Source organism: Nostoc sp. CMAA1605 (assembly GCF_021596505.1).
GTDB lineage: Bacteria > Cyanobacteriota > Cyanobacteriia > Cyanobacteriales > Nostocaceae > Trichormus.
Genome location: NZ_PJIZ01000085.1, coordinates 1 through 18227, shown reverse-complemented (window position 1 = coordinate 18227; position 18227 = coordinate 1). Strand labels below are relative to the sequence as shown.

The window sequence follows — 18227 nt, the reverse complement described above, 5'->3', positions numbered from 1 at the left end:
CTTGATTTTGGCTGCTGGAGTCTGTTAACACACTTAAGAATAATACAGGCAATCTCTGCCAATGGGGGTCACTGCGGAGAAGTTGACAGAGTTCAAAGCCGTTGATTTGGGGCATATTTACATCTAAAACTAAGGCATCAGGACTGACGGCTTGCAGCACATTCCAAAATTGTTGCGGATCGGCTAGGGTAGTGACTTTAAATCCCCAAGGTTTGAGGAGGGTGGGTAGAGTGCGTAACCATTCTTGATCATCGTCTAAAATCATCACTTTATGGGGAACTTCTGGAGTTCTTAACAAATTAACTACGGCATCCATTACCTTTTCTGGTGGGGTTTGGGCAGTTAAAAACAGCTTTCCACCTTGGCGCATGACCTGCAAGCGATCGCTCAATTCCCCGCGATCGCCCATAACAATAATTGGTGTTTCAGGATAACGGTGTTTGAATGTCTGCAATGTCTCCCAAAAATTACTGAGTTCAACGGCGGATTGCTCTGTTACTGCTGATGGGGATAATGTATGAGAAAAGCGTAACAAAACGACATCGGGATTTTGACCTAAAGTGTCAAAAGCTGACTCTGTTACCTGCAAAGCTTGAGTTGCATCTAAGATCGGCGCAATTTCTAGGCGAATTCCCCGACTAGCTGCCACACTGACTATAGATTGATTAAACTCAATATCTCCACTCACAATCAGTAACAGGGGTGACTGTCCAGAGGGAAGTTGAGACATTTGAATCAAGTTTGTCTGCTCAATTTCTTGTTGGAGAGATGTCACCAAAGTTTTCATCAAAGGGGCGTGTTTCGGTTGCAGAGGTTCGCGTCCTCCCAACCAATACTCTAATTGACGGGCGATGTGCATCGTCTTGGTTAAACCAAAGACTCCCAAAGTCCTGCCAGTTTGTGCGCTACCTGTTGCGCCTGTGCTTGTTGTGGAGAGGTAAGTTGATTAGTTTGTAAGTCTCTGACAGTTTGTAACAAAAATGTCATCTGGTCAAGACTTTTGGGTTTGGTTGTTGTCCAAGTTTCGTTGAGAAAAGCCAGATATTGTTGCTGAGAATCTGGTGGCGGTAGATGCTGCGGGGAGTTACTCAGAGTTGCTTTCGATTTCGCTACACCCCGCAGATGATTTTCTGGAGTCGTAGTGCGAGTAGTTGATTCTTCTGTGTTGGGTGCTTTTAGATAATAACCCCGACCGTGCATAGTAGCGATAAAATCATGAGGCGCACCCGCAGCGACTAATTTATGTCGCACCCGTCGAATATGGGAACGTACTGTGGCTTCAGAGGGAAATTCTTCTGAAGACCATAATCTATCTAAAAGTTCTTCAGTGCTGAAAACGTGCTGACAGTCTCGTAACAAAACTTCCAGCAAATCGTATTCCATCGTCGTCAAGTTCAAAGGACGACCATTGTAACTCACTTCACAAGTGCTGGGATTGAGGAGTAAATCACCCCAAGTCAGCAAAGGAAAAGGATTAGCACTACCTCGCCTCACTAATGCGCGAATTCTCGCTATGAGTTCTACAGGATCGAAAGGTTTAACCACATAATCATCTGCGCCTGCATCCAATCCCTGGACTTTGGCTGTGATTGTATCTTGAGCCGTGAGTAAAAGGATTGGCAGGGTGTATCCCTGTGTGCGGAAACGCTTACACAAGCTAATACCATCTAACTTGGGTAACATGATATCCAAGACAATGAGGTCATACTCAAAAGTAGACCCATAAGTCCACCCCATTTCCCCGTCCTTAACAGTATCCACAATATAGTGATGGGCGGTTAAATTTCTGGTGAGGACTTTAATTAGTAAATCATCATCTTCCACAAGCAAGATTTTCATTAATGAAGCTACCAATGGAGAATTCTAGTAATTTGCTCTGGCAAATCCAAAGAATTGAAGGGTTTAGTAATCACTCCACTGACTCCCAAATCATTAAACTGACGCTTTTCCGCAGTTTGTGCTTTAGCAGTTAGGAGGATGACAGGAATTTTTTCTGTTTCGGTGCGTGACTGGAGTTCTTTAAATGTAGCAATACCATCCATTTCTGGCATCATTACATCTAACAAAATGACATCAGGTTTTTCGGTTTGAGCAGTTTGAATACCTTCCGAACCAGAACTAGCGGTGAAAACCTCCCATCCCGCCGCCATTTTGATGCCAAACTGCACAACAGTTTGAATAGTTTCCTCATCATCAATAATTAAAATTCTTTTAGCCATAACACCCCTCTACTAAATTCAAAATTCAAAATACCCTACGGGAAGCAAGCCACAAAATTCAAAATTAAAGAACTGCTTACTCCCCACTCATCACTCAGCACCGGCTAAACGCCGCGCTACCGCTAACAGCACTCAGCACTCAACACTCAGCACTCCTCACCGAATTAGGTAATGTAAATGCAAAGGTACTCCCACACCCTGGGTTACTTTCAGCCCAAATTCTTCCGTTGTGTTGTTCGATAATTTTGCGACAGATAGTTAGTCCTAAACCAGTACCGCCTTTTTTGCGAGAATCTGATGAGTCAACTTGTTGAAAGCGTTCAAATATCTTTTCCAGTTGATCAGCTGGTATACCTTGTCCTTCATCCCGCACCCGAAAAATAACTTCCCAATCCCCAATCCCCAGTCCCCAATCCCTAGTCCCCTGTTCAACGGTTAGCCAAACAGTACCTCCTGGTGATGAAAATTTAATGGCATTGCTAATTAAATTGGTTAAAGCTTGCAATATATAGTCAGCATCAGCCCAAACAGAGATTTCCTGTGGTTGTTTCACTAATGTGACTTCATGCTGCTGTGCCATTGCTTGCATTGCTTCTGCGGCTTGGGTAATTAAATTAGCCGCATTGCAAGCCTGTCGTTCCATGACGACTTTACCGGATTCAATCCTTTGTAAGTCAAGCACATTATTGACTAATCGCACCAGTCTTTCTGTACTTTCATCAGCAATAGACAGCATTTGTTGTCCTTCACTGGAAAGATTGCCTAATTTGCCTGTCGCCAAGATTTTCAACGCACTATGTAATGATGTCAGGGGAGTCCGCAGTTCATGACTAATGACGGAGATGAATTCATCTTTCATGCGTTCAATGGCTTTGCGATCGCTTATATCACTACTTAAAGCAAAAAATCCCTTGACTATATTCTGTTCATCTAGATGAGGGATGTAAGTAACATCAACTGATCGTAAATTTCCATCTTTCAAGACTATTTCATTCTCATAGGTGACGGCTTGCCCAGATAAAGCGACTTCCACATATACGCGCATTCTCCGGTAACAATCTTCTCCCCACACCTGTCGCAAATGAAAACCGTAAATTTCGCCAGGAGACTGCCCCAGCCAATCATGATAGGCTTGGTTATTGAAGCGATAACATTGTTGGTCATCTACATAGGCAATCAATACTGGTAAGGCGTTGGTAATTAGGCGCAGTTGCTCTTCGTTTTGGCGCAAAGCTGCTTCCGCCTGCATCCTGACATTGATTTCCTCTTGTAATTCGGCGGTGCGCGCTGCGACAACTTCTTCTAAATGTTCTAGTAATTGCGCCTGAGATAGAGCGATACTGATTTGGTCGGCTAATTGTTGCATCAATTCCAACTCAAAATCTACCCAATGGCGATCGCTGTTACATTGATGAGCAATTAATAATCCCCACAGATGATTTTGAGCAGTGTTGAGACTTTGGACAATGGGGACAATCAGCTTCGCTTGAATATCGAATTGTTCGACAAATTCCACTAAACAATCTGCCAAACCCGCCGCCGGATCATGAACATCGGTGATGGCTCTGACTCTGCCTTGAGCATACAGTTGTTGATACTCTTGGGGAAACACTTCTGGCGGAAATTCCATATCTATCAACGAGGGATAATCGGGGACAACCGCTTCACTGATGGTTTTACCTGTACCGTCTGGTAATACCTGGTAAATTAACACGCGATCGGCTTTGAGAATCCGTTGCACTTCGGTAACGGTGGTATGTAGAATTTCCTTAAGTTGTAGCGACTGGCGAATTTTGAGCGTGACTTCCGAAAATAGTTCCACTCGCTGCTGCTGCTGTTTTAATTCTGCTTGTATAGATTCCCGACGCTGACTAATATCTCGTAACAGCAGTAAATGACAGTCGGGTAGAACATTTGGTGTTAAGGTATATTCCACCTCTTGCTGAACATGACTAGTAGATGAGATTAAGAGTTCTCCCATCAATGATTGTGGTAGCGGAAAACTCTCCAAGTTATCCCCAGCAACAATGAAATTAGATAAGGCTTGCTTTTTCAGCTTTTTACGCGGTAGCCCTAGCAAATCACAGATACCGTTGTTCATCTCAATCAGACAGCCTTGATCATCAATGAGCGCAACTGCATCATGGGCGTTCTGAAACAAAGTTTTAATCAGACGCTTGTAGGCTTTTTGTTGATGTTGAGATTTTTTTGCGCCTGAGTGCCGCTTAGAAGAACGTTTAGACACCTACATCCATACTTCAGGGGGACATTTCCATTGTTTACTTAAGCGATCAAAACTTCAAATTTTATAAAGTTAATGTTGGAAAATTTAACATTTGGCTAACATAACTTTAGTTATGGTCTCTATTTTCTCCGGCTCTAGCTCACTTGTGCAATAACTTGCCCGATTTCTTGAGGAGTTGCGCCTGTGGCTAGCATTGCTCGAATTAGTAATTCGATAGAAACTGAAGCATCCCCATTTTCGGCCTTAGCAATTCGGGGTTGACTGGAGTGTAATTTTCCTGCTAGTTCTGCTTGGGTCATTGATTGTTGTCGTCGTTCTTTGAGATGGCGGCTCAGAGCCAGCTTAATTTCAATGAGTGTCGTTTCTTCTGGGGTAAGGTCTAGAAATTCTGAAACAGTTCCCATTTTCCAACCGTTCTCTTCAAGCTTTTTTCTTTTGCTTTCTTCCATAAACGTTAATTCTGAGTGTCCTTGTCGTACTTGCTAAGTCGTTTTTGGCACGTATCGATCACACTGGTTGGTGTTGCTCTAGTCGTTTTGTTAAACACTTCCAGAATCAAAATCGCATCATCATCAATTCTGTAAATAATTCTCCAATTCTTGTCTGCATCCCGAATCCGTAGTTCATGACAGTGTGACCCAATACTTGGCATTGGTCTTGAGTGAGGCAGTCCCAAGTTTTCACCCTGCTGCAACCGTCTCAATAGTACCCCAGTTTCTATTCGGGCTTCTTGGCTAAATGGAGGTGTTTTAATCTCACCATGTAACCAGAGCAAAGGTTTATCTGTTTCATCCATGCCGTTACTTATATCATATCTGATATATTTTTCTGAGGGACTTCCAGATAAAAAAATATCTAAACTGTAGGGTGCGTCAGTATGAATAATCTCTTGGTATAGTTAGGTTTTATCGCACTGACGCACCCTACTAAGCTGTTTATTTGGGATAATTTATCTTTTGGTGTTCCCTGACGACCTAATCTTATACGGACGACGAACAGCTTTACAGTCTTACTTAAGTACACTAGTATAAAATATGGTTGTTCTTACGGTTAACTGACCTTGAGGCTACCTGCCAGTAGTCTGAATTTGTCCGTAGCTAATTAATTTTTAAAAGCATTGTGAGATATTGATAACTCTAGCCGGATAAAATATGAGGATAAGTAATTGTGTCTGCTTCAGTTCACATAAATATTTAGTAAATCCACTACTATGGAAAAGCTAGATCGCATTACTATTAATCCTAATATTTGCCTCGGACAACCTACAATCCGTGGAATGCGGATTACAGTGGGCTTTATCCTCAAACTTCTAGCCAGCAATTTATCAATTCAACAGATTATTGAGTCATACCCAGAGTTAGAGGTTGAGGATATTCAACAAGCTCTTAATTATGCTGCATGGTCAGTTTCAGAGCAATTAATTCATGTTCGATCTGCATGAGCAGTCTTCAATTCATAGCAGATGTTCATATCTCACCACTAACAGTGGTAGCTTTGCAGCAAGCAGGCTACAACATTTTGCGTTCTACCGAAGTTTTGCCTGCAACAGCAACTGACATAGAGATTTTAGAATTTGCCAGAGTAAATAATCGAATTGTATTGACTCAAGACTTAGATTTTTCGCATTAGTTGCTTTAGGTGGTTATTCTCAACCCAGTTTAGTTACTCTTCGGCTTTCTTCTGCACAACCTGATTTGGTGTCAAAGAAATTACTAGAAGTTTTACCTCAGTTAGAACAGGTGCTAATTGAGGGAGCAGCTATCACGATAGAAGATAACGCTGTGCGGTATCGCAGGCTACCTATTGGATAGAATTTGGGGAGTTATCAAGTTACGTAGTAATGTTGAATTTAATCTTATCGGTGGTGAGTCCTATTCCACCTTACTACGCTCAAATCGCTTCTGTTCTTGATGAAGCGATCGCCAAAAGTTAGCTGTATTAGTCAGAACTAAGTTGAAAGGAGCATGAAACCGTGATTCCCCGTAAACGTCTTGACATTAATTGGGCTGATATGGTGTCAGGAATTGGATATTGTCTGCGATCGCCAAACCGTGAGATGGTTGAGCAGAGAATCGAGCGTTTATGGTCTGAGAAAGGGTTTATTCTCCCTTGTCTTTCGGTGCGTAGTGGTTTTGATGCACTTTTGCAAGCACTTAACTTTGAACCTGGAACAGAGATTTTGGTTTCACCTATCACTATTCGTGGGATGACACGCATTATCGAAGCTCACGGTCTGATTGCTGTTCCCATAGATATCGATTGCAACCACCTGATGGTGCATCCTGAGTCAATGGCTAAAGCTGTAACTCCCCGCACAAAGGCTATTTTAGTGGCTCACTTGTTTGGTAGTTATATGCCAATGGAACCGATTCTACATTTTGCCGAAGCGCATAATCTCCTCGTCATCGAAGATTGCGCCCAGGCTTATGTAGGTGATGAGTATCGGGGACATCCCCAAAGTGATGTGAGTTTATTTAGTTTCGGCCCTATCAAAACTGCAACAGCATTAGCAGGGGGAATTCTCCAGTTTCGAGATGCTTCACTTTGTCATGCAACACGTTTATGTCAGGAGCAGTGGCCTATACAAAGTCGCTGGCGTTTTCTCACCAGAATTTTGAAATATTCTATATTAATATTACTTTCTTATCGCTTGACTTACAGCATTTTTCTTGCTTCATGCTCTTTATTCAAGCTGAATCACGATCGCCTGATTAGTCAAAGTGTGCGGGGATTTTCCGGCGACAACTTCTTGAGACAGATTCGTCAAAGACCTTCCTCCGCTTTGTTATCACTGGTGGAACGTCGTATCCGCAAATTCGACCCCGATAGAATTGTAGAACGCGCCAGACTGGCCGAGTATTTAATCAAACTCACACCTTCTTTAAAACGTCCAGGAAGTCGAGCAATCAAGCATACTCACTGGGTTTTCCCCATACTGTGCGATTCTCCAGAAAAGTTGATGCACTATTTATGGAGTCAAGGTTTTGATGCAACTCAAGGAGGATCTAGTCTATCTGTGGTTGAACCGCCAACCCATCGTCCTGAGATGAATCCAGTAGAAGCCAAAGAGTTTTTTGAGCAGTTGCTTTATCTTCCCGTTTACGTTGGGATGTCGTCGCAGGATATTGAAAGATTAGCTCGTGTGCTGAATGATTCCAATCTAATTGATAGTAAGTTACATTCCACACTGCTACGTTAACACTGCTTTTGTTGATGATTCAGCGATCGCTAAATAGATATAGAATGAAACCTACAAACTTTTATCAACAAATTTAGCTATTTTGAATACAGATATTACAGGGCGGATGCTACTTGCCCATAATTTTAATGTTGCTGATGACAGCGTACCAGCCCTCAGTAAAGAAGAATTTGCCGCAGTTTTTCAAGTGGGTTTAAGTACCTATAAAAACCTGCAATGTAGACTAGTGAATCATCCCCATTGGACTGTAGAAATTTTATTCCCTACCGACGAATTTTCCCCTGAGCAAGTCGGAAAACTTTGCGCGCAAGCTTTAGCAGAAAAAAGGCGATCGCAGCCAGCAAAAACAGCCCGTCTCCCAGAGATTCTAGTCTTAGGCGGTATTAAAACGACACCACCCACCAGTGATTCTCCTGATGCACTCCAACCAGGAAACTGGGGCGTAGATGTGGTAGAAACTAACTCTGGTGCAGCATTTTTACAAGGAATCGCTTGGGATTCTACCATTGCCCAAAAACCAGCCGATAGTATTTTTAAGGTTGAACTCAAAGAAATCTGACCCCCAGCCTAAAATTAAGCTGTTGTACTTTTAAGTTGCATATTAATATTCGCAGGGGGGCAGGGTGTAATTAGGGGTGTAAGGGTGTAAGGGTGTAAGGGTATAGGGGTTTAAGGTGTTGGATAGGGATTGAAAAGAGTCCAACATAGTTGCCCCAAGGAACAGGGCTTTTAACCCAAGGGTTAGGTTGGGGCTAGGCTCTTTTCTCTTACACCCCTACACCCCTACATCCGCCCAACAGGGCTTAGTAACATCTCTCATCAAAAATCAGCTTTCCGTACTTTTACCTTTTGCCTTTTACCTTTATAAAAATGGCTTCTCTCAACGAAAACCTCATCCGTATGATTGTCAAAGGTGATACTGCTGCCGTCGAAAGCTTATTAGCTCAAGGCGCAGATCCCAATACTACCGGGGGTGTGACAGCCGTGGGAGCTAGTAATACAGCTTTGATGTGGGCGGCTACAGAAGGTTATCTGGAAATTGTGGAATTGTTGTTGGCACATCATGCTGATGTCAATACTAAAAATCCCGCAGGTTACACACCGTTAATGTTTGCGGCGGAGTGCGATCGCCGCAATATTGTTTCGCTACTCCTAGATCATGGCGCGAATATTAGCGATCGCAATTCCTATGGAGAAACTATATTAATGACGATGGCGCGCCGTGGTCAAACGGATATTGTCCAACGTCTAGTAAAAATGGGTGCTGAGGTGGATGCCGTAAATAAAATCGGTGACACAGCGTTATACTTAGCCACAGATAATGGGCATACTTACACAGTTAAGGCATTGATTGAATTGGGTGCATCAGTAAATACCGCAAATCTGGGCGGTTGGACTCCCTTAATGATGGCCTCTGCAAGAGGCGATTTAGAAACTATGACGCTGTTGTTAGCCAATGGTGCAGACTTCCGTCCGCAAAATCGCTGGGGTGCAACAGCCTTGAGTGAAGCTCGTAATTCCTTTCGTTCTGCTCAAGCAGTGGAATTGTTAATTCAAGCTGGGGCGACGGAGTGAGTCAATTTTGGATTTTGGATTTTAGATTTTGGATTGATTCCAAATATAGGAATCGTATTTGATTTCTGCGAAGCTAGGTACACTTTGATTCCTTCTTTCCTGTTCCCCGTTCCCTGTTCCCTGTTCCCTCCCTACGCAAATAATTTCAGGAATTAAAGCGGATTCCTATAGTAACAATTTATGAATAACGATCGCCTCGCTGAACTAGAAACTTTACTGCGGTCTGGTGCGCTTGACCAGCGTAAAGCTGCTTTAGATGAATTAGCACAATGTCCAGCTGATTTAGCCCTCCCTATTTTGCAAAGACTGGCGGTTGATCAAGATTTTTTGTGTCGTCGTTTAGCGGTGATGGGCTTGGGGAATCATCGCACAGCCGCATCCTTACAAATCCTCAAAGAGTTACTACAAGAAGAGTCTGACCATAATGTACTGGCGGAAATTGCCAATTCACTGTTTGAATTTGGTAATGAATCCGTACCGTTACTACAAAAGTTGTTTGAGCGCGATCGCCATTGGTTGACTCGCCAGACGATTATCTCGATTCTCATGGAAGCGAATCAAGACGAAGTGCTGCTAGCCGTGATTCGCCAAGCTTTACAAGACGAAACACAAACCGTCAAAGAAACTGGAATTTTAGCACTGGGCAGTTTACTCAAAGGGAATTTGCAGCAACAAGCCCTAGATTTACTCACAGAATTAGCACAGGCACAAGATTGGCGCGATCGCTGGCGAACCGCCACGGCTCTGAGTTTATCATCAGACCCCAGAGCCAAACTATTACTAGCCCAACTCCAACAAGACGAAAATCATTACGTCGTCGCCGCCGCCCTGGAGGGGAGTTTGCCCAAGGAGTTTTGAGGGCAGGGGGGGCAGAGAGCAGGGGAAGCAGGGGAAGCAGGGGAAGCAGGGGAAGCAGGGGAAGCAGGGGAAGCAGGGGAAGCAAGGGTAAATGCCCAGTCCCCAATCCCCAATTCCCAGTCCCCAGTCCCCAATCCCCCAGATCAGAATCGTTTGTGCAAAATAAGTGCAAAACGCTACAACTATATCAATATTTACAAATCTTGACGCTCATCTTTGCTTCCTCATAAGAAAATTGATCATAACAAAGCGTATAAAACGCCTACAAGGCTTGAGCATCTAGGGAATTAGAATTGCTATTTTCCGTGAAAATAGTTGTTCGGGTTCAAGCAAATCAATCTATTGATCTGGTTTGTCTGGATGCACAATCTGAAATTTCTTTACATTTTGAAACAATTTTCTGAACCTCTTTCGTTAACAGGAGATAGAATTAATGCCATTTGGACCAGCTTCTCGTCTGGGAGTCAGCCTGTTTGATGAAACCCCTCCCGTTGAGTGGGTACCTGGCCGCTCACAAGAAGAAGCCGAAACAATCATTCGCGCAGTCTATCGGCAAGTATTGGGTAATGCCTATGTCATGGAAAGTGAAAGGCTATCCGTACCAGAATCCAAATTTAAATCGGGTGAATTGAGCGTTCGTGAGTTTGTGCGCGCAGTAGCTAAATCCGAACTCTATAGTTCTCGCTTTTTTACCAGCTGTGCGCGCTACCGAGCAATTGAACTCAACTTCCGCCATCTGTTGGGTCGTGCGCCACTGGACTTGGAAGAAATGCGCGGACATAGCACCATTCTTGACACCCAAGGGTTTGAAGCTGAGATTGATTCTTATATCGACAGCGATGAGTATCAATCTACCTTTGGAGAAAACATTGTTCCCTACATTCGGGGTTACAAAACAGAAGCTTGCACAAGCATGGTGCAATTTACCCATACTTTCCAATTGGTACGGGGGGCTGCTAGCAGTAGCTTGAAAGGAGACCTAGCAGGCAAGAGTCCTAAACTCAATGCTTTGGTTATTCAATCTACAGCTACACCAGTAATTTCTCCTGCTGGTGATGGTGCAACCTTCCGCACACCGCCGGTTGCTTCTCGTAGCCGTCATGGTGTTGATGCTAGTGCGGGCGGTAAAGTTTACCGCATTGAAGTCACAGGTTATCGTGCCAAAACCTTCAATAACATTTCCAAATTCCGCCGCGCCAACCAAGTATTTCTGGTGCCATACGATAAGCTCTCTCAAGAGTATCAGCGCATTCACCAACAAGGTGGCGTGATTGCCAGTATTACTGCTGTATAAATTGGCTGCAAACTTATAACATACTGAGGAGATAGATTCCTATGGCAACCCAGACAATCCTGGAACTGTGGCCTAGTGGTAGTTTAGAAGAAGTTCAAACTATCATCCGTGCAGTCTACAAACAAGTGTTAGGCAATCCTCACATCATGGAGAGTGAGCGGTTGGTGACAGCAGAATCCAAATTGTGCGATCGCTCCATCACTGTGCGAGAGTTTGTCCGCATCGTTGCCAAGTCTGAGTTTTATCGTACCCGCTACTTCGAGTCTTGCGCTCCCTATCGGTTTGTAGAACTCAACTTCCTCCACTTACTTGGTCGCGCACCCCAAGACCAAAGAGAAGTTTCTGAACACATCGTTCGGACTGTAGCTGAAGGCTATGAAGCGGAAATCGATTCTTATATCGATAGTGCTGAATATCAAGCCGCCTTTGGTGAAAACGTAGTCCCCTACTATCGTGGTAAAGACAGCGCAGCCAATAGCAAGCAAGTTGGCTACAATCGCATATTTGCCCTCGATCGCGGCCCTGCTCAGATTGATAGCGCAGTCAAATCTGCTCAATTAGTCTACGCAGTTGCTACCAACAGTGCGAATGCAATTAAACCTTCTTCCGCTACTGTCATTGGTTCTGGCACTGAAAAACGCTTCAAAATTGTGGTAACAGGTTCTAAATTCGACAGTCCCCGACGCGTCAGTACCACTGAGTACATCGTCTCTGCGAGTAAAATGACCCCACAAATTCAACGCATTAATCGTACTTCTGGCAAAATCGTCAGCATTACTGAAATTGCGTAAAATTTAACAGGATGGGCGTAGCCCATCCTCAAATCATGCTTTTTTAATAAAACACAAATAAACAATCCTCAATTTTAGGAGGCTAAAAATATGGCACTTTGGATAGAAGCCGAGTCCGTGGAATTACGCCCCAACGCCAGCGAAGATGATCTACAAATTATCATCCGTGCTGTGTATCGCCAGGTATTGGGTAATGCTCACATCTTCGATAACCAACGCCTCACCAGTGCAGAGTCTCAATTACGCAATGGCGATATTACCGTCAGAGAGTTTGTCCGTGCGGTAGCTCAATCTGACTTATATCGCTCTTTGTTTTTTGAAACTTCTTCTTCCTACCGTTTCATTGAATTGAATTTCAAACATCTGTTGGGACGCGCCCCACAGGATCAAGCAGAAATTGCAGAACACGTACAGATTTACAACACCCAGGGTTACGAAGCTGAAATCAACTCCTACATAGACAGTGATGAATATGTTAGGAGTTTTGGCGATCATGTTACACCCTCTGCCCGTGGCAATCGTACCCAAACTGGGGTGAAGAATGTTGGTTTCAATCGCACCTTTGCTTTAATGCGGGGATTTGCTGCTAACGATGTGGGTAAATCAGCCAAGTTAATTGGTGATATTGGTAGTAACCTCGCAACCAAAATTATTGCCCCTTTAGGCGGTGGTGCTGTAGGTAACAGAGAAAAAAGATTCCGTGTGGCTGTGTCGAAGGCTAATTTTGGTCGTCGGGTAACTCAAAGCATGGCTACCTTTGATGTGGGATACAACCAACTATCACAAAAAATTCAGAGCATCCAAAAAACTGGCGGTAAGATTCTGAGCATTACAGAAATAGCTTAAAGCAGAACCGCTAAAAATTTGTAGATAGATGGTCTGTTACCAAAAAGCCACTGACAAAACTACTGCTAATCAATCACAGTTTGGCAAAATTCATTCACAAACACTAAGTCTGAAAAAAGGCTAGATTTTGTTAAATTTCTTAATGAGTGAATTTGTCATTGTGATCACTGGTAATTAAGCGGCAATTTATTTAGTGATTGCTTCGCTTGTCCATAAATTACAGTTGATGATAAGTTGCTGACAACATCAAATTTATCAGGTGATTTGTATGGCAACCACAATTATTGCTTCTGGCAATTTTAGTGAATACAGTAGTTGCCGAGTCAAGATTACAGTCACAGGTGGCTGTGATCAAGGGATAATGAGGAAAGGTAGATATACAAAGACAATTCCTTATAATTGTCTGTCTCAAACAATTCAAAGTATTCATCGCCTTGGGGGAAAAATTACCCAAATTACCTTATTAACTTCCCAGACTCCAGTTTCCCAAATTGAGTGCGAAGAACAGCCACTATCTACAATAGCCGCAATTGATATTCTAAATTCAGTACATCCTCCTGAATTAGCACCTCAATTAGAGGTGGAAAATCACCCTGAGACAACATCTGAAAAGAACGAACTAATTACGGTTCCACCAGAGCAAAAACCCAGAGCGATCGCAGTTTTTCAATCTGGTGATTACACTTTCATTGATGAGTGGTAATTAACCAGTAAAAAGCCAAAAGTAATAAAATCAATTACAATCAAAATACGATTGTTTAAGAATTTTATTACTGTTTATTTTGCCTTTTGCCTTACATTACAACCAGGATTTCTGATTTAAGAAACCCAATTTTTTATACTGCCTTCAAAAGCAAATAACTATAAAAAAATCAAAAATTGATGGATATTCAAGAGTTTGTTAAAAATTCCATTGGGCATTGGCGATCGCAACGTAGCGCACATCATTTAGCCTTCAGCCACTTTGAAGCTGTACAGTCAGAAATTGAGATTGAGGCTCTTTCTATCGATGATCCAGCAGTCATTGACTTGTGTAAAAGCTATGATATCGACCCCCAAACAGCAGTTTCCCCATTCCGTATGAGTTGGGAAGGTCAATCAGATTGGGATGATGGAGAAGTCAAAGGTACTTGTGTTTTAGTTCCCATACCTGATCCTGATGATGCGGCTCATCGCGGTAAACTCCTGCGTGATCAAGGTTATGCGGAAACCATCGCCGCCGCCGGTGACTATTACTTAACGGCTGACGGTACATTTGTGCTAACTACCGCCTACGAACGCGCCGCCGCCGAGGAAAAAATTTGGTTTGTCAATCCTAACGTCCGATGTCGAGTTTCCTTGATTAAAACCAGTGCTGGAACAGGAGTTGTTACCGCCTCGTTTTCTTCAGAAATTCGGCAGGGTGTCCAGAATTAAACTAGAGCTAATTAAAACTCAAAATAGCATCAAAAAAGTCCGTTAAAATCACAGATTTTCATTGTTTTTTCTGTTTATTGCGAATTGCGAATTGCGAATTGCGAATTGCGAATTGTTTTTATTTACGCCTGAGAACGAAGGTAATTAATTTTGAATTTTGAATTTGGAGTAAAGTGAAGTGACTTCTTCCATAAAGCCTATTTGTGCAACAACGTCCAATAATTTAATTACCCTAGCTCGTTGGATGGCAGGGGATTTCAGCAATCAACAACAGGCATTTGAAAATCCTAAAGATTACGCCCATATTCACGTTTTTTTTCGTCCCTTACCTTTTGAATTCTTCTCTGGCATAGGGATGTATTCTGAACAAGTTTATGACTATGACTTGTGGCGACCGTATCGTCAGGGTGTGCATCGTTTAGTTGAGCAAGGTGATCAAATTTATATCGAAAACTACAGCTTAAAAAATCCCATATTCTATGCTGGTGCGGCACGGGATTTAAATATTCTTAAAACCATCACTCCCGACTGTATTGAACGGCGATATCACTGCTCAATGATTTTTAAACGAGAAGGCGATCGCTTTCAAGGCAGTGTCGAACCTGGCAACCTCTGCTTAATAGAAAAAAATGGTTGTCAGACTTATTTAGATAGCTATGTGGAAATCACAGAAAGCACCTGGGTAAGTCTTGATAAAGGTCTTGATGTCAACACCCACCAACAAGTTTGGGGATCTACACATGGGCCATTGCGGTTTAAAAAGCGGGAGAGTTTCGCTCATGAAGTCCCAAATATCCTGTGATCTTTCCCTACCGGATCTGGAATCTCTCAAACCAAGTATGCTGCCCCCAGAAGCGCAGAAAAAAATGCAGTGCTGGATTCGCAGCAGGCATTTAATTTGTTCAGGTAATTTTTTTGTGTTTGAAACTGTAGATTACAGTGCCGTTGAACGATTTTCCCAATGTGTGGAAGCTTTAGGAGGTACAGTCATATCAGTTGATCCGATTGACAAAATTTGGATGGGTGATCATCGGCAAGTAATTCTCTATCAGGCTAAGGCAAGTTTACATACCCCTTGCCATAATCTGAAACAATATTGGCTGAAATACGGCAGCTTTCGCACCCGATTTGACGCACAAGCGTGAAGTTATTTTTTTGTGATGATAAAAACCTATGCTCCAAATCGATGAATCTGCTTTGAAAGCACGCAATACATTGACGGCTATGTTTGTGGTGCTTTGTATTCTAGATGCTACGCTAGTTTTCCTCGCACGGGATAGATGGGCAATTGGACGGATTTTATTCACCATCGTAGTGATGTACTTTGTTCTACAGGGGCAAAAATGGGCGAAGTGGCTCATGATGGCTATCTGTAGTTTTTTGGTGGTTGCTCTAGTCGCAATGGTGATTGCACTAAAAGCAAAGCTTTCTACTGTCCTCATTGTAGGAAGTTTAATTATGGCTGCTCTTAGTGCCGTAATTTTGATGTATATGGCAAGTAGCAAAGATTTGCACTTTTACTTTTCGTGGAAAAGGCAAAATTCTTCTCAAACCTAAATGTGGTTTATACCAATTCTCTGTGAATTTGCTCTCCACAAATTCTGTAGAGACGTTGTATACAACGTCTCTACAACAAACGATAAATTGCATCTTCATCAAGAATATGTATTAGCTGAATTTATGTTGATGCTGATTGAGACGATAACCAATGCTGTGAACCGTCTCAATTAAGTCTTCTGTTGCTCCGGCTGCTTTAATTTTTTGTCGTAGACTGCGAATGTGAACTTTCACAGTGTGTTCTTCGGGAGGAGATTCTAAAGCCCAAATATTTTCAATAATCACACGCCGACTGAGAACACGCCGACCATTTCGCAATAGTAATTCTAAAATGCTGTACTCTTTGGGTGTCAAATAAATAGGAGTTGAGCTGTAGGTAACTTCATAGGTGCTAGGATTCAGATGTAACTCACCCCATGTCAGAATCGGTGGTGATGTCAGAAATCCTCGACGTAGCAAAGCACGAATCCGCGCTAATAGTTTTTGTAAATCAAATGGTTTAACTAAGTAGTCATCCGCACCTGCATCTAAACCATTAATTTCATTGTTGATGTTGTCACAAGCACTGAGCATCAAGATAGGCCAATGATAACCGTGCGATCGCAAACGATGACACAAACTCATCCCATCTAACACAGGTAACATAACATCCAATAACAGTAAATCATAATCCAGAGCCTTCACTTGATGCCAAGCTGCTTCGCCATCATGCACAACATCAACCACATAACGCTGAGAAGTCAAAGCATCTACTAAGTTTTCTGCCAGAATGACATCATCTTCAACCAGAAGAATCCTCATGAATCAATTCAAAATTCAAAATTAAAGACAGCCACCCATAATTCCACTTGGTGTTAAACCTAACTAGGGATTAGCTAGGAAATTCCAGGTTTGAACCAGCAGAGACTCTTATCAGCTTAATTTTTAATGCTTGTGAGGATAGCTCACCCATGACAATTTGAAGAAAATTCATTGATTGTTAACTATTGACTATTGACTATTGACCGTCAAAACATCAATATTTGTTGATTTTGCTAATTATTTCCGATTTTTTTACTATTTTTTGACCAGTTTCCTTACTGATGGTATGAGATTATCTAGGCTGAGAGGCTGTAGAGAAGGAAGTCATTTTTCCCATCGCGTTGACTCTCTGTATAGAGAAAATAGTCAGCGTTAGGTAATTTTGCATTGTTTTTAAGCCATTTTGTACACTCCTCACCATGATTTAAGACAATATTGGCTGAAATACGGCAATTTGCATCAAAATTTGCTTTAAATTCTCTCTTACCAGTCAAAAATCAGTAGGGGCGGGTTCGATGAGACATTTACTCTTGAAAACGGATATTTTGCTTAAACCCGTCCGTACGTTAGTCAACAGTCAACAATTGAGATTTAGCTGATTAGGAAGGATGGTTATGTCGATTCCTTTATTAGAGTACGCACCTTTATCACAAAATCATCGTGTTGCAGGGTTTGAGATTCCTGGTGATGAGCAACCAAGAATTTACACTACAGAGAATCTGTTAACTGCTTCCGATATGGATATGTTAATTATGGCAGCCTATCGGCAGGTTTTTAATGAACAGCAGATGTTAGATAATCATCGCCAGCGATTTTTAGAGTCTCAATTAAGAGCTAGTCAAATTACAGTGAGAGACTTTATCCGAGGATTAGTTAGTTGTGATTCCTTTCGGAGACTAGTTTACGACAGTAACAATAACTATCGGTTTGTAGAAATTTGCATTCAGAGACTTTTAGGTCGTAATGTATATAGCGATCGCGAAAAATTAGCTTGGTCTACTGTACTGGCTACCAAAGGGCTACAAGGTTTCATTGATACTTTAATCAATACAGAAGAATACCTCAGTAACTTTGGTTATGATACCGTTCCTTATCAACGCCGTCGCATCCTACCACAACAAGCTCAGGGCGAACTACCCTTTGCACGGATGTCACGTTACGGCGAAGATTATCGCAACAAATTACCCTTACCTCGTCGTTCCATCCGTCCCATTCCCACCGGTATGTTTGACGAATTTGAACCATTTCATATTGATACCTTCATCCAAAGAGCAAATTGGAATACCAGCTTTGCTCTCATAGCCTTTTTCGTCACCCTAGCAGTTCTGTTTGTTCTATTTGCAGAAGCTAATATCTTTTTCTGGGGATAGGAATTGGGCATAGGACATGGGGCATAGGGCATAGGGCATGGGAAGGAGATAAGGGG

22 protein-coding genes are annotated in these 18227 nt (G+C 42.4%); 15 read left to right on the top strand and 7 right to left on the bottom strand.

Annotated features, from left to right (window positions below; all coding sequences use genetic code 11):
- From CV014_RS23140 to CV014_RS23115, 6 genes are all read right to left on the bottom strand, one after another.
- On the bottom strand, positions 1-859 hold an 859-nt coding region (locus tag CV014_RS23140), incomplete at its 3' end, for a response regulator (RefSeq protein ID WP_236144168.1).
- Between the two features lie 8 nt (positions 860-867).
- Positions 868-1839, bottom strand: coding sequence for a response regulator transcription factor (locus CV014_RS23135; protein ID WP_236144167.1), 972 nt, complete (start codon positions 1837-1839; stop codon positions 868-870).
- An 8-nt stretch (positions 1840-1847) separates the two neighbouring features.
- Entirely contained in the window at positions 1848-2219 is a 372-nt protein-coding gene (locus CV014_RS23130; protein WP_103138108.1) for a response regulator, read from the bottom strand.
- 139 nt (positions 2220-2358) lie between these two features.
- Positions 2359-4464 (bottom strand): ATP-binding protein, encoded by a 2106-nt coding sequence (locus CV014_RS23125; protein WP_236144166.1) that lies wholly within the window; start codon positions 4462-4464, stop codon positions 2359-2361.
- A gap of 134 nt (positions 4465-4598) precedes the next feature.
- Entirely contained in the window at positions 4599-4913 is a 315-nt protein-coding gene (locus CV014_RS23120) for a helix-turn-helix domain-containing protein (RefSeq protein ID WP_103138106.1), read from the bottom strand.
- A gap of 5 nt (positions 4914-4918) precedes the next feature.
- Positions 4919-5260 (bottom strand): type II toxin-antitoxin system RelE/ParE family toxin, encoded by a 342-nt coding sequence (locus tag CV014_RS23115; protein ID WP_236144165.1) that lies wholly within the window; start codon positions 5258-5260, stop codon positions 4919-4921.
- A gap of 414 nt (positions 5261-5674) precedes the next feature.
- Between CV014_RS23115 and CV014_RS23110 the strand changes: the two genes are divergently transcribed.
- The 14 genes from CV014_RS23110 (at position 5675) to CV014_RS23045 (ending at position 16000) form a co-directional block, all read left to right on the top strand.
- Complete coding sequence (locus CV014_RS23110) at positions 5675-5905, top strand: DUF433 domain-containing protein (RefSeq protein WP_236144164.1); 231 nt, start codon at positions 5675-5677, stop codon at positions 5903-5905.
- The gene (locus CV014_RS23105) at positions 5902-6093 is read left to right on the top strand and encodes a DUF5615 family PIN-like protein (protein WP_236144163.1); all 192 of its coding nucleotides are present in this window, start codon (positions 5902-5904) and stop codon (positions 6091-6093) included. The genes CV014_RS23110 and CV014_RS23105 overlap by 4 nt, the downstream gene beginning before the upstream one ends.
- Before the next feature lie 343 nt (positions 6094-6436).
- Positions 6437-7663, top strand: a complete 1227-nt coding sequence (locus tag CV014_RS23100; RefSeq protein ID WP_236144162.1) for a DegT/DnrJ/EryC1/StrS family aminotransferase — start codon at positions 6437-6439, stop codon at positions 7661-7663.
- 82 nt (positions 7664-7745) lie between these two features.
- Positions 7746-8222, top strand: a complete 477-nt coding sequence (locus CV014_RS23095; protein ID WP_236144161.1) for a DUF2656 domain-containing protein — start codon at positions 7746-7748, stop codon at positions 8220-8222.
- A gap of 311 nt (positions 8223-8533) precedes the next feature.
- The gene (locus CV014_RS23090; RefSeq protein ID WP_236144160.1) at positions 8534-9238 is read left to right on the top strand and encodes an ankyrin repeat domain-containing protein; all 705 of its coding nucleotides are present in this window, start codon (positions 8534-8536) and stop codon (positions 9236-9238) included.
- Positions 9239-9418: 180 nt separating this feature from the next.
- Positions 9419-10096: a HEAT repeat domain-containing protein gene (locus tag CV014_RS23085; RefSeq protein WP_236144159.1), complete on the top strand. Its 678-nt coding sequence runs from the start codon at positions 9419-9421 to the stop codon at positions 10094-10096.
- A gap of 433 nt (positions 10097-10529) precedes the next feature.
- A complete protein-coding gene (locus CV014_RS23080; protein ID WP_236144158.1) occupies positions 10530-11390 on the top strand; it encodes a phycobilisome linker polypeptide in 861 nt (286 codons plus the stop codon).
- A gap of 41 nt (positions 11391-11431) precedes the next feature.
- Positions 11432-12181: a phycobilisome rod-core linker polypeptide gene (locus CV014_RS23075; RefSeq protein ID WP_236144157.1), complete on the top strand. Its 750-nt coding sequence runs from the start codon at positions 11432-11434 to the stop codon at positions 12179-12181.
- Positions 12182-12271: 90 nt separating this feature from the next.
- Positions 12272-13027 (top strand): phycobilisome rod-core linker polypeptide, encoded by a 756-nt coding sequence (locus CV014_RS23070; protein WP_236144156.1) that lies wholly within the window; start codon positions 12272-12274, stop codon positions 13025-13027.
- 268 nt (positions 13028-13295) lie between these two features.
- Complete coding sequence (locus tag CV014_RS23065) at positions 13296-13730, top strand: phycobilisome linker polypeptide (RefSeq protein WP_236144155.1); 435 nt, start codon at positions 13296-13298, stop codon at positions 13728-13730.
- A 179-nt stretch (positions 13731-13909) separates the two neighbouring features.
- Entirely contained in the window at positions 13910-14443 is a 534-nt protein-coding gene (locus CV014_RS23060) for a phycobiliprotein lyase (RefSeq protein WP_236144154.1), read from the top strand.
- A gap of 178 nt (positions 14444-14621) precedes the next feature.
- Positions 14622-15245, top strand: a complete 624-nt coding sequence (locus tag CV014_RS23055; RefSeq protein WP_329608428.1) for a chromophore lyase CpcT/CpeT — start codon at positions 14622-14624, stop codon at positions 15243-15245.
- On the top strand, positions 15223-15588 hold the full coding sequence (locus CV014_RS23050) for a CpeR family transcriptional regulator (RefSeq protein WP_236144153.1): 366 nt from the start codon (positions 15223-15225) through the stop codon (positions 15586-15588). Before CV014_RS23055 ends, CV014_RS23050 begins: the two co-directional genes overlap by 23 nt.
- Before the next feature lie 28 nt (positions 15589-15616).
- Positions 15617-16000 (top strand): hypothetical protein, encoded by a 384-nt coding sequence (locus CV014_RS23045; RefSeq protein WP_236144152.1) that lies wholly within the window; start codon positions 15617-15619, stop codon positions 15998-16000.
- 111 nt (positions 16001-16111) lie between these two features.
- Here CV014_RS23045 and CV014_RS23040 read toward each other — a convergent pair whose 3' ends face one another.
- On the bottom strand, positions 16112-16801 hold the full coding sequence (locus CV014_RS23040) for a response regulator transcription factor (RefSeq protein ID WP_236144151.1): 690 nt from the start codon (positions 16799-16801) through the stop codon (positions 16112-16114).
- 614 nt (positions 16802-17415) lie between these two features.
- Between CV014_RS23040 and CV014_RS23035 the strand changes: the two genes are divergently transcribed.
- A complete protein-coding gene (locus tag CV014_RS23035) occupies positions 17416-18171 on the top strand; it encodes a phycobilisome rod-core linker polypeptide (RefSeq protein ID WP_236144150.1) in 756 nt (251 codons plus the stop codon).
- The last annotated feature ends 56 nt before the right edge of the window (positions 18172-18227 follow it).

What these genes read in the sequence shown, in the direction of transcription:
- CV014_RS23135 (WP_236144167.1), bottom strand. Translation starts at nt 1,839, where the DNA reads ATGAAAATCTTGCTTGTGGAAGATGATGATTTACTAATTAAAGTCCTC.
- CV014_RS23130 (WP_103138108.1), bottom strand. Translation starts at nt 2,219, where the DNA reads ATGGCTAAAAGAATTTTAATTATTGATGATGAGGAAACTATTCAAACT.
- CV014_RS23120 (WP_103138106.1), bottom strand. Translation starts at nt 4,913, where the DNA reads ATGGAAGAAAGCAAAAGAAAAAAGCTTGAAGAGAACGGTTGGAAAATG.
- CV014_RS23115 (WP_236144165.1), bottom strand. Translation starts at nt 5,260, where the DNA reads ATGGATGAAACAGATAAACCTTTGCTCTGGTTACATGGTGAGATTAAA.
- CV014_RS23110 (WP_236144164.1), top strand. Translation starts at nt 5,675, where the DNA reads ATGGAAAAGCTAGATCGCATTACTATTAATCCTAATATTTGCCTCGGA.
- CV014_RS23105 (WP_236144163.1), top strand. Translation starts at nt 5,902, where the DNA reads ATGAGCAGTCTTCAATTCATAGCAGATGTTCATATCTCACCACTAACA.
- CV014_RS23090 (WP_236144160.1), top strand. Translation starts at nt 8,534, where the DNA reads ATGGCTTCTCTCAACGAAAACCTCATCCGTATGATTGTCAAAGGTGAT.
- CV014_RS23085 (WP_236144159.1), top strand. Translation starts at nt 9,419, where the DNA reads ATGAATAACGATCGCCTCGCTGAACTAGAAACTTTACTGCGGTCTGGT.
- CV014_RS23080 (WP_236144158.1), top strand. Translation starts at nt 10,530, where the DNA reads ATGCCATTTGGACCAGCTTCTCGTCTGGGAGTCAGCCTGTTTGATGAA.
- CV014_RS23075 (WP_236144157.1), top strand. Translation starts at nt 11,432, where the DNA reads ATGGCAACCCAGACAATCCTGGAACTGTGGCCTAGTGGTAGTTTAGAA.
- CV014_RS23070 (WP_236144156.1), top strand. Translation starts at nt 12,272, where the DNA reads ATGGCACTTTGGATAGAAGCCGAGTCCGTGGAATTACGCCCCAACGCC.
- CV014_RS23065 (WP_236144155.1), top strand. Translation starts at nt 13,296, where the DNA reads ATGGCAACCACAATTATTGCTTCTGGCAATTTTAGTGAATACAGTAGT.
- CV014_RS23060 (WP_236144154.1), top strand. Translation starts at nt 13,910, where the DNA reads ATGGATATTCAAGAGTTTGTTAAAAATTCCATTGGGCATTGGCGATCG.
- CV014_RS23050 (WP_236144153.1), top strand. Translation starts at nt 15,223, where the DNA reads ATGAAGTCCCAAATATCCTGTGATCTTTCCCTACCGGATCTGGAATCT.
- CV014_RS23045 (WP_236144152.1), top strand. Translation starts at nt 15,617, where the DNA reads ATGCTCCAAATCGATGAATCTGCTTTGAAAGCACGCAATACATTGACG.
- CV014_RS23040 (WP_236144151.1), bottom strand. Translation starts at nt 16,801, where the DNA reads ATGAGGATTCTTCTGGTTGAAGATGATGTCATTCTGGCAGAAAACTTA.
- CV014_RS23035 (WP_236144150.1), top strand. Translation starts at nt 17,416, where the DNA reads ATGTCGATTCCTTTATTAGAGTACGCACCTTTATCACAAAATCATCGT.